Here is a 15,648-nt window from a genome sequence, read left to right as displayed (position 1 = left end):
CCCAAATCTACGCTCGATAACAGGCTCGCTCGACGCGCTCGTCGTACAGCCTCGAGAGTCGATCCGTCACCGGACCACTGCCGATCTCGTGGCCGTCGAGCGTCGCGATCGGGCGCAGTTCCCACGTTCGGTTCGTCAGAAACGCTTCGTCGGCCTCGAGCACGGCCGCGAGATCGTATCGACCTTCCTGGAACGAAATTCCGGCCTCGGCGGCGAGCTCGAGGACGATCGCCCGCGTAATTCCCGGCAACACGGGGCCGTCGGTCGTCGGCGTACAGAGCTCCCCATCGCGGACGAACCAGAGATTGCTCGTCGCACCTTCGGCAACGTGGTCCTCGCAGTCGAACATGAGCGCCTCGTCCGCGGTGGACTGGCCGTCGTCGTCCCGAAGCTCCGCTCGAGCGAGAATCCCGTTGAGATAGTTGTGCGTCTTCGCCGCGGCCGGAATCGCATCGGAGGGGATTCGACGTGTGCCGACCGTCTGGACGGTTGCCGGCTCGTCCCAGACGGAGTCGCCACTGACGCCGCCGCGTGGCAGCGGCTTCACATAGATCACGACCGTCGGCTCGACATCGGGATGGGGCGTGAGTTTGCCCGGCTGGACGCCGCGTGTGATCGAGAGTCGGACGTAGGCGTCCTCGAGATCGTTCGCCGCCAGCGTCTCGTCGATCCGATCGTGGAGGTCCGCAGCCGCAAGACCGTGAGCCAACGACAGCGCTGTGCAGGTTCGCTCGAGACGCTCCATGTGGGCGTCCCACGCGAAGATCGTGCCGCCATAGACGCGCATCGTCTCGAAGGCAGCGTCGCCGTACCGAAAGCCGCGGTCGTCGACGCTGACTGTGGCCGCAGATGCGGGGGTCAGTTCCCCATCGACGTGATAGATCGGATCGTCGCTCATTCGTGGGCTGTCTCGGATTGGTCGTCGGCTTCCGCGGCGAGTTGACAGAAGTTTGCGATCATCCGCTTGCCGACCGCAAGCGAGATTCCATCACCGTCGTCGATGTCCTCGTGGCGGCGCGTGAGAATGCTCTCGGGGTGGAACTGCACACCGATATGCGGGCGCTCGCGGTGGCGAACCGCCATCAACACGCCGCGTTCGTCGGTCGTCCGTGCGGTCTCGGCAAGCGAGTCGGGGAGCGCCTCGCGTTCGACGGCAAGCGAGTGATACCGGCCGACTTGAAACGTCGAGGGGAGGCCATCGAAGAGACCCTCGCCGTCGTGGCTGACCGTCGAGGGTTTGCCGTGGACGACGTGGGGGGCGTGGACAACCGGCGCGCCGTTGGCTGCACACAGCGCCTGATGGCCGAGACAGACGCCGAGAATCGGGTACTCGGTCTCGGCGAACAGCGGGATCGAGATGCCGGCCTCCTGTGGGGTTCCCGGCCCCGGTGAGACGATGATCCCGGTTGGATCGATGTCATCGACGTCCGCAAGATCGATGTCGTCGTTGCGCCGGACGATCACCTCATCAGCGAGCTCGCCGACGTACTGGACGAGGTTGTACGCAAAGGAGTCGTAGTTGTCGATGACCAGCAACCTTTTGCTGCGGTCACTCGCTGACGCTCGTTCCCTGGCAAAACGTTGATGAAAACCCTGCCTCCCTCCCTCCGGTCGGTCGTTGGGCCGCTCGCTCGTATCCACTCGCTCACGGGTGCTATCTTTGTCACTCACATTGATCATCTCCGCTCTCGGCCTCGAGGGCTATTGCGGCTCGCTCGCCGAGCGCGTCGTCGACGGCCGTGATCAGCGCACGGGCCTTATCAAGCGTTTCGTCGTACTCGCGTTCGGGATCGGAGTCGTGGACGATTCCCGCTCCCACGCGGAGGTGATACTCGTCGGCGTGGCGAACCAGTGTTCGAATGACGATGTTGAGCGTCGCCCGGCCGTCGTAGCCAAAGATCCCGACACTCCCGGTGTAGGGACCTCGCTGGGTCGCCTCGAGTTCGTCGATAATCGCCATCGTCCGGGGTTTCGGCGCGCCTGTGATCGTTCCACCTGGGAACACCGCGGCGATCGCGTCGGCCAGCGTCTCGCCATCTCGAAGCCGGCCCGTGACGTTCGAGACGAGATGCATCACCTCCGCATAGCGGTCGATCCGACGGTACTCCTCGACCTCGACGGAGCCGTATTCACAGACTTTCCCGAGGTCGTTTCGCTCGAGGTCGACCAACATCGCGTGTTCGGCGCGTTCTTTCTCGTCGGTTCGGAGGTCGTCCTCGAGTGTCGCGTCTGCTTCTGGTGTCGCGCCACGGGGCCGCGTCCCCGCGATCGGTTCCGTCCGGACGAAGTCGCCGTCTCGGTCACGGCTGGCAGTGTCCGATAGTGCCGAGACGCCACGTGCCTCGCGTTCGAGGAGCAACTCGGGGCTGGCACTCACCAGATCGGTACTGGGGAACTCGAGCAGACACGAGTACGGCGCGGGGTTGACCCGCCGGAGAGCGTCGTAGGCCGCGACGGGATGAACCGCTGCTGGGGCGACCAGTCGCTGGGAGAGGTTCGCCTGAAACGTCTCGCCGTCGCGGATGTACGATTTCGCCTGCCTGACGCGCTCGGCAAAGGCCACACGCCCGCAGTCGCTTTCGAACGTTGCTTCAGTCGTTGCTGCCGGTGGCTCGCCGACGGCTGGATCGCCCTCGAGAGATGCCCGTGCGAGCCCGAGTGCTCGCTTGCGGCCCCGGTCGTAAACAGCCTCGAGCGTGTCGTCGGAAACTCCGTCGTCACCCGCCTCGAGTTCGAGTCGCGGACAGGCCGTCACTCGCAGGGTCACGTCGCCGTCGGTAGGCGCCTCCCAGGCAGCAAGCCGGTCGTAGACGCCGGCCTCGAGTCGGGGGAGGCCGCGGTCGTCGACGGCCGACTCGGGGAGCGCCTCGAGTTCGCGGGCAATGTCGTAGGAGAGCCACCCGATCGCCCCACAGGGGTAGGGGACGTCACAGTCGCCACGAATCAGGTCGTCTCGCTCGAGGAGGCCCTCGAGCGCTGCGAGTGTCGGCGCGCCGTCATCCGTTCGCGCTCGCATGACCGCATCGGGTGAGATCGTGAGTCGGTCGACGGGGTCGATGCCGAAGTAGCCCCAGCCGGGCTGGCCACCGGTCGTCTCGAGAAAGACGGTTCCACGGCTGTCGGACGGCCGCGCTCGACGGTAGGCGAGAAACGGATCTTCGACGGTGACCTGGACTTCGACTGGGAGTCGGAGTCCGGTGGTGCGCGTCGTCGGTTCAGCGTCTGCCGTTGTGTCGCGTTGCTCGAGGGCTTCGCGAGCAGCGGCTCGAAACGACGCGAGCGACGTGACGACGCGCGGATCGCGCATGTTCCTCGAGAGGGGGTGGGAGCCTAATCCTTTTGCGATTTCCAGATCGTGCTTAAAAGAGCGGACGGGCGTGACTTTGACGGCTGGTTCGGCGCGATAGCGACGCCAGTTTCGTTATCTGACTTCGGCGCGGTCGATCCAGCCCTGGATTCGCGTTTCGGAGATGTCGGTCCCCTCGGAGAGTTCCGCTGCGTCTGCGGCAGCGAGCTCACCGACGGTCTCGACGCCTGCCGAAGCGAGACGGTCGGCGTAGGCCGGCCCGATCCCCTTGATCGAGTCAACGGGTTCCTGGTTTATCGGTTCGGCCGTCTCCGCGTCGTCCGGTGTCGGCGCTGCCGCCGTCTCCGCGTCGTCACCGTCGGTATCCGATTCAGCCGTCTCCACGTCGTCAGCCTCAGCCTCCGGCTCAGCTTCTTCGACCGGCAGTTCGTCGTCCGTGATGTCGGGCGTTTTCTCGGCCGTCGGCGCCGCGTTTTCCGTCGTGGGGCCCGCTGCCTCTGCCGGCTCGGCTGCTGTTTCGGGCTCGTCTGTCGGTGCCATCATCGAGTCCGTCGAACTCGAGGCGGTCGATCCGGCAGCCGCCGACTCGTCAGTGGTCGCTTCGGTGTCGGCCGCTGTTTCGGGCTCCGGCTCAGATTCAGATTCAGATTCGGATTCGGTACCGGCGTTTGCCGTCGTGTTGGTTCCCGTCCCGGCTGTCGCACTCGCCGGTGCCGGTGGTTCAGTTCCTGTCGTGGTCGATCCGGCGTCGTCGTCACCCTCCTGTGACCCTTCCCGTTCGACCGTCACCCCGACCTCTCGAGTCTGTCCTCGCTCCGGCTCGGATCTGCCGAGTCCAAGGAGCGATTTCAGCTTCTGGAGGAGTGCCATTGTGCCGATATAGTTGGCACCATCACTTAAATTCGCCTGATACCCACGTGGACGTGACGAAAAATGGAGCGTTCGGCTGTGGCTACTACAGCTGTGAGCGAAGAGCCTCGTTCATCGTCTCGACCGGTGGCACCTCGCCGGTCCACAGTTCGAACGCCTCGACGCCCTGATAGAGCAACATCCAGGCGCCATCAACTGTCGTCGCCCCGACCTCGGCCGCATCCCGAAGCAGCCGTGTCTCGAGGGGTTGATAGACCGCATCCATGACCGCCAACTCCCCGTGAAGCGCGTCGGCGGGCACCGGCGTCTCGTCGGACTCCATGCCGACGCTCGTCGCGTTGACGAGGATATCGCCGTCTTCGAGCAGGTCGGCGAGCGTGTCGGCCTCGAGTCCGTGACCCGTCGCCCCCGGCACGTCCTCGGCAAGGTCGTGGGCCGTCGCCTCGGTTCGGTTGGCAATCTCGACCGTCGCGCCCGCATCCGCGAGGCCGAACGCGATCGCCCGGCCGGCCCCGCCAGCCCCAACGACGACGGCGTCTGCGCCCTCGAGCGTGACGTCGTGGTCGCGCAGAGCACGCATCGCGCCGACTGCATCGGTGTTGTGGCCCGTTGGCGCCCCCGAGCCCGTGAAGTCGATCGTGTTGACCGCGCCGATCCGAGCCGCTAACTCGTCGGCCTCGACACAGTCGAGGACGTCCTGTTTGAACGGGATCGTCACGTTCAGGCCCGTGATCCCGAGCGCGTCGGCCCCGTCGATCGCGGCCTCGAGATTGGCTGGCTCGGGTTCGAAGGTCACGTATCGAGCGTCGAGCCCGAGCTGGTCGTAGGCCGCTTCGTGCATCGGCGGTGACAGCGAGTGTCCGACCGGGTTGCCGAGCAACCCGAAGACGTCCATAGCCATACGGCACACTCGAGGCGGCGGGGATATATACTGCCCGACAGGATATCGCTTGCACTCGGCCGATTCCATTGCCACCGACCGGGCCGTGCCCCGCCCACTTATCCGGGACGCGGCCGAAATCAGAGTATGGAACTTCTGGTCCCGATCGACGATTCGGACACAGCGCGGGCGGCGCTCGAGCACGCCGTCCGCGAGCATCCAGACGCGTCGATCACGGCGATCCACGCGATCGATCCGAGCGTCTCGAAGTACGGCGACGGCGGTATCTACGCCTACGAATCAGTACTCGAGTCACGACAGGAGGATGCGGCGGACCTGTTCGAGGACGTCGCCGAACTCGTCGCCGACCACGACGGGACGTACACCACGGAGACCGTCGTTGGAGATCCCGCTCGAGAGATCGTCGCGTACGCAGACGACCACGACATCGACCACATCGTAATCGGGAGTCGCGGGCGTTCCGGCGCGAAACGAGTGTTACTGGGCAGTGTTGCCGAACGCGTCGTCCGTCGAGCACCCGTTCCGGTAACGATCGTTCGCTGAACGAGATGTCTCCGTTCGGCCGGACAAACCCCCCACTGACTTACGCCTGACAGTCCAACAGCCGCTATGCTCCTCTCTCTCGGCTTGCTTGCAGCCGGCATCGTCGCGCTCTACGCCGGTGCCGAACTACTCGTCGCCGGTGCCGGCCGGCTCGCACTGGGGATCGGACTCCGGGCCGCAACCGTCGGGGTGACGGTGATCGCCTTTGCGACGACCGCACCCGAGCTGTTCGTCGCGACCATCGGTGCGCTGGACGTCTCGACCGATATCGGACTCGGTGCCGTTCTCGGATCGAATATCGCGAACATCGGGCTGGTTCTCGGGGTGTCTGCGCTCATCAAACCGTTACGGATCAGCCGAATCGCTATGCGGCGGCACGTGCCGTTTATGCTGTTCGCGACGGTTCTGCTCGTTGTCCTCGGTGCAGACGGGACGATCGGCACACTCGAGGGGGCGATCTTGCTGCTGGCACTCGGTGGCTTTACCGCCTACCTGGTTTCCGCGACCAACGTCAACCCGGCAATGGGCGGTGATCAGACTGGTGCTGGCGACGGGATCACGCTGCGGGCTGTCGTGCTCGTCCTCGGTGGGTTGATGGCGCTCGTGCTCGGCTCGAGATGGCTCGTTTCGGGCGGTACCGGGCTGTTGTCGGCACTCGGCGTTTCGGATCTGGTAATCGGGTTGACGGTGCTCGCACTTGGCACCTCGTTGCCGGAACTTGCGGCGTCGGTCGTCGGCTCCGTCCGCGGCGAGACCGAGTTCGCCATCGGCAACGTCGTCGGTTCGAACATCTACAATATCCTCGCCGTGCTCGGTATCGTCGCCCTGATCACGCCGATCGAGATCGCCTCGAGTACGTTGCGGCTCGAATTCCCCGCACTCGTTGTCTTTACGATCGTGCTGGTCGCGATGATGGGGTACGGCGGGCGGCTCACACGGCTCGACGGTGCCGTCCTCGTCAGTGGGTACGTCGCTTTTCTTGCCCTGATCGTGGTCTGAGTGAGCGCCAGACACAGGCGAGACAGCCGATCAGTTCACAGCCGCAGCGACGTCGCCGCTTCGGTTTCCTCGTCACCGCTCGCACAGTGCGACTGCAATCGGTCCAGCCGCGGGCCAACGTGTTCGCGGACGAGCTTGACCAGCGCGTGTTCCGGGCTGTTTCCTGTGATTGCGGTCGCCTGGGGATCGGTCTCCTCGTCGTCGACCGTCACGAGCAGTACCCGTTCGCGATCAGCAAAGACGACGCGGCCGTGGTGGTGTCCCTCGACGGGGAAGTTCAACCAGTCGAACTGTGGCTCACAGACCGTCGCTTCAGGGACTGCAGACCGAACGGTGTCTCGAACGCGCGGTGAGCGCGATCCGACGTAGACATCGACCCCGCGGTTCGCAGCGGCTTGCCAGCGCTCGAGACAGCGCTGCTGGACCATCGTTTCGTCGGGAATCGCCACGAACAGCTCCTCATCGGCGCTGTCGACGATCTCGTGGCTTCTGGCGATGACGCGTTCTGTTCCCTCGATCGTCCAGCCCGAACTCGTCCTCGCCGAGTTGTTGTCGCCAGCCATGTCCCCGCTCGAGTCAGTTCCTGCCTGCGCTGGTCGCGTCTCGAGTGCCATGACAACCTCTCGAAGCGGGCTCGCAGCCAGCCAGTCGGCCCGCCACTGCGGTGCGTCGGGCTCGAGTGCAACGGTCTCGCTCGAGCGGTCGTAGTCGACGAGGTCGGCCGCTGCAAGCGAGGGGAGGTAGTCGTGTCGCAACGCCGTCGAAATGGGCCGCCAGTCCGACTTCTCGAGGTCGACGAGTCGGGTGTCGTCCTCGTGGGTTGCGATCAGTGCAGCCAGATCGTCGACAGCGAGGTCGGTGCGCTGTCTCGCGAGGATGGCACAGCTAAGCCGGCACCGCGCAGGCTGGAGTGCTTCGAGCGTTCGGTCGAGCATCGCTTCGTCGATGGTCGATCCGCCGTTTGGGTCCTCGAGGAAATGGGTCATCCACTCGAGGTCGAGGATCGGATGATCGGCAAGCGCGACCGTCCGCGTGTCGCCGTCGGTCTCATCGGTTACCAGTCCGATATCACTGAGCCGCGGCACGTGGTGGTGAACGAGTTCGATATGTGTCTCCCGGCACTGCTCGTTGGTGACGATCGGGCAGCCGTGTTCACGAGCGGCGACGTCGGTCGCGAGCGTCTCGATCGAGTGTGGTGTCGGCTGTGTCCTGTCAGCAGCCGTCCGTTCGTAGAGGAGCGAAAGGAAGTATCGCCGGCGAGGATCGGCGAGGATGTCGAACGCGGTGGTTGTTCGCTCGGCAGTCAGGCAGGCACTCATTGATCGATGAAGACGTTGGGTGGGGGAAAGGGGTGTACCAGCATGCTCTGGTATGGCCGGCTGAAACAGTCATCGACTCTCGACAAGTAGACGGACTTCTGTCCAGCAGCTCCGGCACGGTCGCTGGACGGCTTGCGGTTTCGCTGCCCATCCAGAGTAGATGCCCGTCCTAGTTGTCTCGCTCGTCGCCACTGGTGTCGCCAGCCTCGAAATAGGCCGTGAGCAGTTTCGCCTGTGCGACCCGGAGATGTTGGTGGAACGTTTGGCGAGCAATATCGAGCCGATCGGCGATTTCGCCGGCGTTGCTGTTTCGCGTCGGCCACTCGAAGTACCCGCCGTAGTAGGCCGCCTCGAGAGCGGCCTGTTGTTTATCCGTCAGCTTCTCCTGGACGCGCCCTCGAAAGCCACCACGCGTTTCTATCGGCCGCTCGACGGTGCGTTTCGAAACCAGCTGCGTGTCGGGGTAGGCCTCTGTGACCGCCTCGACGAGTCCGCGAACGGGAATGTCCGGACTGACCTGAACGACTACGTTCGAAACACCGTCGTCGACGGTCTGTGACCGTATTCGCGCGCTGTAATCCGCCAGCAAGCCGGTGATCGTCGGTCCGTAAACGACAAACTCCCAGTGGCTCTCGTCGCCGCTAGTATCGATGTGACGATGCTCTCCGAACTTTGGGTGATCGTCAACGAACGCTCGAATCTTCGCCGGGTCGACGCCGGTGACGGTGATGTAGTAGACGAACACCCCCTCAGTCAGTGGCAGCACGTGATCGAGACTGACGTCGCTCTCGAGTTCGGCGGAAAGGTCGATACAGACATCTTGCCGATCGGATGATTTGAACTCGAGTTCGACGACGGTGTCGAGATAGAGGAGGCGACGAACAGCCATTGCGTTGAACGCGTGGCCGACCGTGGCGCCGAACTCCTGAAGCACCTCCCGTTCCCGGTCGCTAAACGCCGTCGCGTCTGCGGCAGCGATAACGAGCACGCCGAACGTCCGGCCACTTGCCGTGATCGGAACGGCTGCGAGTGAGCCGTAGTCGCGTTCTCGGGCATCGGCTCGCCAGGCATCGACTGCACTCTCACGAAGCGAGTGATAACACTGGACGCTCTCGGTTTCGATCGGTGACGCTTCCGGCCCGTCGGCTGGTGGATCGAGAACCCGCGAGAGAACGTCAGCAGCACCAGTCGCGTCGACGCCTGCCCACGAGCGCGGCTCGCCTGGCTGCTGGTCGCCCGTCGCGGGCTCGTCCTGTCCGATGACGGCAAACTGGTAGGGTGCAGCAGCTTCGAACGCCTCGACAACTGCCGTTTCGACCGCTGCTTGTGTGTCTGCCGTGACCATCGTCTCGTCGATCGTCCGGATCGTCGTGTTGAGACGCTCGAGGCGCTCGAGTTCTCGTTCACGAGCTTTGCGATCACTGATGTCACGGCCAACACCGGTGAATCCGAAGACGATCCCGTCCGTGCCGGCGACCTGAGCGCTGTTGAACTCGAAGGGAACCTCGGCACCGTCGTTGGTCAGCACTCGCCCTTCGGCGGCGACACGGTCACCATCGACCAGCACCCGCTCGATTGCCGCTCCGATCTGGTCGCGGTCTTCCGGGACGATAAACTCGAGGGCGTTCATTCCCTCGAGTTCGTCGGAGTCGTAGCCGGTGACCTGCTCGAACCGTTCGTTCCACTGAACGAGATTGCTGTCCGCATCGAACGCATAGAGCAAGTCCGGCTGGGCCTCGAAGATGCTCTCTGTAAGCGCCTTCTCCTCGCGGAGTTCCAGTTCGCGCCTGTACTCGTCGGTCCGGTCGTGGACGACCCGTACGTACCCTCGAAGGGGGGCGGTCTGAGAGTCGCCGTCGTCTCCAACGGTTAGACTCCCCTCGCGCTCCCGGATGGGTGCCAGCACCTCACGAACCCAGAACCGACTTCCGTCGTTTCGAAGCCGCCAGCCCTCGTCTGTGGCCTGTCCGTCGGTGCGCGCTTGCTCGAGGAGGCGTTCTGGACGGGCTGCCTCCCGTTTCTCCGGTGGAAAGAAGAGCCGGTAGTGAAGCTCTGTGGCCTCGTCTTCATCATACCCTGTGAGCCGGACGGCGTCTTCGTTCCACCGCACGACATGTCCGTCCGGATCGAGCACGGAGACGGCGTACGCACTGATGAGCGCGGTCAGCTGCTGAACGTCGAGGCTGAACGCCGATGGAAAGTCGAGTGCAGCCGACGCTGTACTCGTCTCGTCCGAGCCGTTGCTCGTATCCGGTGCTGGATCGGTCATGGGTGGTCAACTACGTTCATCGCTGGTTGTTCGTACTCCCGGCTACCATTCGCACGACTGAAAAACCGGTGGTAATTTCCTCTCAACAAATCTATATAAACAGCTGGTTCGACGAGTCGGCAACGAGAACCGACGGCGTTACTGGCCCCCAGACCGCCCACTCGAGTATGACTGCGCTCGCGATCGTCGAGAGTCGAGCCGACCGCGCGTCGGTCCATATCTGTGACCAGCTCCGCGAACTCGCTGACTGGGAGGTCGTCGACGACGACACACGGCCCGCAGCCGATGGTGGTGGCACGTACTACCGAACCGCTGGTGTCGAGTTACGCTCGTTCGACGACTTTCACCTCGAACTCGAGCACCCGGTCGAGGCGTTCGACTGCGATCCCGATGTGCTCGTCTTCGCCTCGCGCCATTCGGGCGATACGGGGCCGCTGCTGACAGGGCATTTTACGGGTAACTTCGGTCCAGCCGAGTTCGGCGGCGAGGCCAATGCCGTCGCCGAGGCGTGTCCGAACGCACTCGCACACCTCCTCGACGCGTTTGACGAGTACGCCCCTGAGCGGTACGATGTCGGGATGGAGTGTACCCACCACGGCCCCACCAACGTCGGCTGTCCGTCGCTGTTTGCGGAACTCGGCAGTGGCGACGAGCAGTGGGACGACCCCAACGGTGCCGCGGCCGTCGCCCGCGCGATTCTCGAGCTTCGAGCTGTCTCCCCACACTGTGACCGCCTCGAGAGCGAAGCTCGCTCGAGCCATGAGAGTCGCGACGCAAGTCCGTGTCGACAGGTCGTCGGCTTTGGCGGCAACCACTACGCTCCTCGCTTTACTCGCATCGTCCGCGAAACGCCGTGGGCTGTGGGCCACATCGCAGCCGACTGGGCGCTCGAGGCGATGGGTCACCCTTCTGCCCACCGTGACGTCCTCGAGGCAGCGTTCGACGCGAGCAACACCGATATGGCCGTTCTCGATGGCGAGTGGCCGGTGCTCGAGGAAACGCTCGAGGAGCTTGGTGTTCGGATCGTCAGCGAGACCTGGCTCCGCGAGGTGGGTGATCGACCACTCGAACTCGTCGATGCCGTCGAATCGTCTCTTGGGGCCGTCGACGACGGCGTCCGCTTTGGCGACTGTGCTGCCGAGTCGGTTGCCGTCGTCGAACTCCCGACAGCACTGCTCGACGCTGCGGAGGGACTCGACCCGGAGGCGGTACGAACGGTCGTCGAGGGGACCACCGTCGCGTTTACGACCGAAAACGGCGGGAGTCGGGTTGGCTCGCAGGTCGCGGTTCCCAGTTCCAACGGGGAGTCGTCGAACACGGGAGACACGACAGCTACGCAGACCATCGCGGCTGAGAGCGAACTGACTGCCAGGGGAGCCATCATCGAGGCACTGGCGGGTGTCCTCGAGGAGAAATACGAAACGGTCACGCTCGAGGACGACGCCGTTATCGCTGAACGGACGAGTTTCGATCCGGCGCTCGCTCACGAGATCGGCGTTCCTGAGGGGCCGAAATTCGGCGCGCTCGCGAACGGTGACGCCGTCACCGTCGATGGCGAAACGATCAGCCCTGAGACAGTTCGCAGCCAGCAGACGGACCGATTTCCGATTTAGTGGCTCCCAAACAACACGGTAATCACGGTCTACTCCGCCGTGAAGCGGGATCCGGAACCGATCTGCTCGGTGTCGTTGCTCGACGGACTGCGTCAGACAGTCGTCTGACGTGTAGGGGAAAGGTAATTATGCTCCATCTTTTAGATTGGGCCAAGAATGGACTCCATCATCGACGACGCCATCGACGAGGCCGAAGACGGGGAGTCGGCGACGGCCCACGAAGACGACACTGTACAGGATGGGCAGTCGCCGAACGGAAGCGAATCGAGCACCCAGCGGACAGGAACGATGACCGACGACCAGCTCGAGGACGTCCTCAAGGACCTCCAGACGGACATTACGGTCGTCGGCTGTGGCGGTGCCGGTGGTAACACCGTCAACCGCATGGAAGAAGAGGGTATCCACGGTGCGAAGCTCGTCGCCGCCAACACCGACGTGCAACACCTCGTGGAGATCGAAGCCGACACGAAGATCCTGATGGGCGAGGAGAAAACCGGCGGCCGTGGTGCTGGCTCGCTCCCACAGGTCGGCGAGGAAGCTGCCCTCGAGAGTCAACAGGACATCTACGACGCGATCGACGGCTCCGATATGGTCTTCGTTACGGCAGGACTCGGTGGCGGGACGGGAACCGGCTCCGCACCAGTCGTCGCGAAAGCGGCCCGCGAGGCCGGCGCGCTGACGATCTCGATCGTCACGACCCCCTTCACTGCAGAGGGAGAGGTCCGACGGACGAACGCCGAAGCCGGCTTAGAGCGGTTGCGTGACGTCTCCGACACCGTCATCGTCGTCCCCAACGACCGCCTGCTCGACTCGGTGGGCAAACTGCCCGTCCGGCAGGCGTTCAAAGTCTCTGATGAGGTGCTGATGCGCTCGGTTAAAGGGATCACGGAACTCATCACGAAACCCGGCCTCGTCAACCTGGACTTCGCCGACGTTCGAACGGTGATGGAACGCGGCGGTGTCGCCATGATCGGCCTCGGCGAGTCCGACTCCGAAGCCAAAGCCCAGGACTCGGTCAAAACTGCGCTTCGCTCGCCGCTGCTCGACGTCGACATCTCCGGCGCGAGTTCCGCGCTCGTCAACGTCACCGGTGGCAACGACATGGCCATTGAGGAAGCCGAAGGCGTCGTCGAAGAGATCTACGATCGGATCGACCCCGACGCGCGGATCATCTGGGGGACCTCCATCGATGAGAGCCTCGAAGGCAGTATGCGGACGATGATCGTCGTCACGGGCGTCGAATCCCCACAGATCTACGGCCAGCACGACGGCGAGGCCGTCCAGCCAGCCGGTGCAGGCGGCGACGACATCGACTTCGTCGACTGATCGGTGCTCTCCAGACGACACGAGAAAACCAACTCGAGAGGGAGTCCATCAGTTCACCACTCGTCACGACTCGTTTCATCGTGCGGAATGCTGGGGTGTCGACAGTGGAAAACCCGCGCGTTGCTCGTCGACTGAAGTGATTCGACGCTCGTCGCTGTGGGATCGTTCTCGAGTGTTGATCTCGTTCCGCCAGTCGTTCGCATCCGATGGTTGTGCCGCGTCGCTCGACTCCGACTCGTCTCAGCCGAGCAGTCCGTCGTCGACTCTGAGCACCTCGCCGTTGACGTACGACGCGGCGTCGCTGGCCATGAACGCGACCGCGTCGGCGATCTCTTCTGGGGTTCCAACCCGTCCGCTCGCGGTTCGGTCCTCAACGAGCGTCTCGTAGTCGGCGACGTCTTCCAGCAAACCAGTGTCGGTGTACCCCGGCGCGACGGCGTTGACGCGGATGTCTTTCCCACCGAGTTCACGCGCGGCGGCGCGAGTCAGTCCGATGAGCCCAGCCTTGCTCGCGGCGTAGTTGGCCTGCCCCGCCCAACCACGTCGTGCCGCGACGCTCGCGACGTTGACCACCCGGCCCCCGTCGTGTCGAAGCATCGATCGCGCTGCCTCTCGCGTACAGTAGAACGGTCCGAAGAGGTTCGTCTCGAGGACGCGTCGCCACTGCTCGGGTGTCATCCGAACCAGCAGGCCGTTGTCCATCACTCCGGCGTTGTTCACGAGGATCGTCGGCGGCCCATATCGCTCGGCGACCGTCTCGAACATCGCCGCGACTGCGTCGAAGTCGGTCACGTCGCACCGCTCGACTTCGGTCTCGGTCGGATACGTCGCCAGCGCATCACGCGTCCGGTCGGCCGCCTCGTCGTCGGCGTGGTAGGTGGCGATCACCGTCGCACCGCCGTCGGCAAAGCGCTCCGCGACGGCGCGGCCGATCCCGCGGGTGCCACCGGTGACGACGGCAATCTCGTCCCGGAACTCGGCCATCAGGCGAACACCTCACGCGCGTCGGCGGGCGTCTCGAGTGCGTCACACTCCGCGTCCGGATGGATTCGTTCAACCAGACTCGAGAGAACGCCGGTCGGCGGGAACCCGACGTACCGGTCGACGCCGCGGCGTTTCAGTGTCTCGACGACGCCGACCCAGTCGACGGGTGCGGTGATCTGTGTCGTGAGATCCCGACGGGCGACGGCCGGATCGGTGTAGACCGCTCCCGAGACGTCCGAAACGATCGGAATCGACGCCTCGCGCATCGACAGCGACGCCATCACGTCTTCGACGGGCTCGACTGCCGATGCCATCACCGGCGAGTGAAACGCCGCGCCGACCTCGAGTTCGCGAAATCGCGCGGCGGTGTCGTCGAGGGCATCCCGGACGGCTTCGACCCCTTCGATCGTCCCGCTGATCACGGTCTGTCGTGGGCTGTTGTACAGCGCGACGCCGACATCGTCGCGGTCGCGACAGACGTCGGCGACGGTCGCTCGGTCGACGAGCAGGACCGCCATCATCGTCCCGGGACCTGCGTCGCGTTCGGCCCGTTCCATGAACGTGCCGCGCCGGCGAACGACGTCGACGAGGTCGGTCGGCGACGCCGCGCCCGCGACCGCAAGCGACGTGAACTGGCCCAGGCTGTGGCCGGCGACGTACGCCGGCTCGACGCCGAACCGAGAAGCGATGCCGACAGACGTCGCGTATCCGGCCGCCAGCAGCGCTGGCTGTGCGTTTTGCGGTCGCGTGAGTTCCTCGAGTCCGTCGCGAAAACACCGATCGGAGAGATCGATCTCGAGGGCCGAATCGAGGGCGTCGAACGCGGCTCGTGTCTCCGGCCACGCGTCGTAGAAGGGCTGTGCCATTCCGGGGCGTTGGCTCCCCTGGCCGGGGAAGACAAACGCCGTGTCCGTAAGCGTCGTCGTTTCGTCCGTCTCTGTCATATATCAGTAGTTCCATCAGTAGGTCGATCGCATCGGAATCCGTTCTCGATCCCGACGACGGTCACCGAACCGACGGCGTAGCCGACGCTCCGGTCGTGGCTGAGCGAGACGTCGATCGCCACGGCGTCGAGATCGATCCCCTGCTGTTCGAGAGACGCCGCGAGCGTCTCGGCGGCGGGCGACTCGAGGGCGAGTCGCGGACCGGTCGCGTCGCGAACGACTTCGACCGAATCGAGCGAGATCGCCGGCGATTCCTCGGCGAGGACCTTACAGAAGGCCTCCTTGGCCGCCCACCGGGCGGCGTAGTGTTGTGCTGGCTCGCCCTTGCCCTCGCAGTAGGCTCGCTCCGCATCGGTAAACGCCCGACTGCGAAACGACGCCCCGAACTCCGCGAGGAGATCGGCGATGCGGCCGATCGAGACGATGTCGATGCCGTGTCGGACGACGGGAGCGGAACCACCGGCTTCGACACCGTGGGACTCGAGTGCGGCGACGGCCGCCAACGCACCGGTGTCGTCGAGAGCCGCGGCGGATTCGTCGTCCGGTTCGTCGTCGCTGTCGGTTCCGTTCATT

At 64.5% G+C, this 15,648-nt stretch carries 14 protein-coding genes; 4 read left to right on the top strand and 10 right to left on the bottom strand.

The window, feature by feature from the left end; translation table 11 throughout:
- Positions 1 to 7 precede the first annotated feature (7 nt).
- From ACERJA_RS01430 to ACERJA_RS01410, 5 genes are all read right to left on the bottom strand, one after another.
- Positions 8 to 898, bottom strand: coding sequence for an aminotransferase class IV (locus ACERJA_RS01430; RefSeq protein WP_373606553.1), 891 nt, complete (start codon positions 896 to 898; stop codon positions 8 to 10).
- Positions 895 to 1,536, bottom strand: coding sequence for an aminodeoxychorismate/anthranilate synthase component II (locus ACERJA_RS01425; protein WP_373607436.1), 642 nt, complete (start codon positions 1,534 to 1,536; stop codon positions 895 to 897). Before ACERJA_RS01425 ends, ACERJA_RS01430 begins: the two co-directional genes overlap by 4 nt.
- 127 nt (positions 1,537 to 1,663) lie before the next feature.
- Complete coding sequence (locus tag ACERJA_RS01420; RefSeq protein ID WP_373606552.1) at positions 1,664 to 3,307, bottom strand: anthranilate synthase component I family protein; 1,644 nt, start codon at positions 3,305 to 3,307, stop codon at positions 1,664 to 1,666.
- 114 nt (positions 3,308 to 3,421) lie between these two features.
- Positions 3,422 to 4,177, bottom strand: a complete 756-nt coding sequence (locus tag ACERJA_RS01415) for a helix-hairpin-helix domain-containing protein (RefSeq protein WP_373606551.1) — start codon at positions 4,175 to 4,177, stop codon at positions 3,422 to 3,424.
- Between the two features lie 85 nt (positions 4,178 to 4,262).
- A complete protein-coding gene (locus ACERJA_RS01410; protein WP_373607435.1) occupies positions 4,263 to 5,072 on the bottom strand; it encodes a shikimate dehydrogenase in 810 nt (269 codons plus the stop codon).
- 132 nt (positions 5,073 to 5,204) lie between these two features.
- Here ACERJA_RS01410 and ACERJA_RS01405 point away from each other — a divergent pair, with 132 nt between their 5' ends.
- Complete coding sequence (locus tag ACERJA_RS01405; protein ID WP_373606550.1) at positions 5,205 to 5,621, top strand: universal stress protein; 417 nt, start codon at positions 5,205 to 5,207, stop codon at positions 5,619 to 5,621.
- A 66-nt stretch (positions 5,622 to 5,687) separates the two neighbouring features.
- On the top strand, positions 5,688 to 6,620 hold the full coding sequence (locus ACERJA_RS01400) for a calcium/sodium antiporter (protein WP_373606549.1): 933 nt from the start codon (positions 5,688 to 5,690) through the stop codon (positions 6,618 to 6,620).
- Positions 6,621 to 6,655: 35 nt separating this feature from the next.
- Here ACERJA_RS01400 and ACERJA_RS01395 read toward each other — a convergent pair whose 3' ends face one another.
- A complete protein-coding gene (locus ACERJA_RS01395) occupies positions 6,656 to 7,939 on the bottom strand; it encodes a TrmB family transcriptional regulator sugar-binding domain-containing protein (protein WP_373606548.1) in 1,284 nt (427 codons plus the stop codon).
- Between the two features lie 169 nt (positions 7,940 to 8,108).
- A complete protein-coding gene (locus ACERJA_RS01390; RefSeq protein ID WP_373606547.1) occupies positions 8,109 to 10,208 on the bottom strand; it encodes a bacterio-opsin activator domain-containing protein in 2,100 nt (699 codons plus the stop codon).
- A 167-nt stretch (positions 10,209 to 10,375) separates the two neighbouring features.
- Here ACERJA_RS01390 and ACERJA_RS01385 point away from each other — a divergent pair, with 167 nt between their 5' ends.
- Together ACERJA_RS01385 and ftsZ are read left to right on the top strand one after the other, a co-directional pair.
- Complete coding sequence (locus tag ACERJA_RS01385) at positions 10,376 to 11,821, top strand: D-aminoacyl-tRNA deacylase (protein WP_373606546.1); 1,446 nt, start codon at positions 10,376 to 10,378, stop codon at positions 11,819 to 11,821.
- A 156-nt stretch (positions 11,822 to 11,977) separates the two neighbouring features.
- Positions 11,978 to 13,147, top strand: a complete 1,170-nt coding sequence (ftsZ, locus tag ACERJA_RS01380; RefSeq protein WP_373606545.1) for a cell division protein FtsZ — start codon at positions 11,978 to 11,980, stop codon at positions 13,145 to 13,147.
- 240 nt (positions 13,148 to 13,387) lie between these two features.
- Here the strand turns inward: ftsZ and ACERJA_RS01375 are convergent, their stop codons facing one another.
- The 3 genes from ACERJA_RS01375 to ACERJA_RS01365 are packed head-to-tail and all read right to left on the bottom strand — an operon-like array spanning position 13,388 to position 15,647.
- Positions 13,388 to 14,131 (bottom strand): SDR family NAD(P)-dependent oxidoreductase, encoded by a 744-nt coding sequence (locus ACERJA_RS01375; protein WP_373606544.1) that lies wholly within the window; start codon positions 14,129 to 14,131, stop codon positions 13,388 to 13,390.
- Positions 14,131 to 15,075, bottom strand: a complete 945-nt coding sequence (locus tag ACERJA_RS01370) for an ACP S-malonyltransferase (protein ID WP_373606543.1) — start codon at positions 15,073 to 15,075, stop codon at positions 14,131 to 14,133. The genes ACERJA_RS01375 and ACERJA_RS01370 overlap by 1 nt, the downstream gene beginning before the upstream one ends.
- Complete coding sequence (locus tag ACERJA_RS01365; protein ID WP_373606542.1) at positions 15,072 to 15,647, bottom strand: holo-ACP synthase; 576 nt, start codon at positions 15,645 to 15,647, stop codon at positions 15,072 to 15,074. The genes ACERJA_RS01370 and ACERJA_RS01365 overlap by 4 nt, the downstream gene beginning before the upstream one ends.
- Position 15,648: the final 1 nt, after the last annotated feature.

Source organism: Natronorubrum sp. A-ect3 (assembly GCF_041821125.1).
Classification (GTDB): domain Archaea; phylum Halobacteriota; class Halobacteria; order Halobacteriales; family Natrialbaceae; genus Natronorubrum; species Natronorubrum bangense.
Note: the sequence above shows the minus strand (reverse complement) of the source record. Positions and strands in the feature narration are given on the sequence as shown.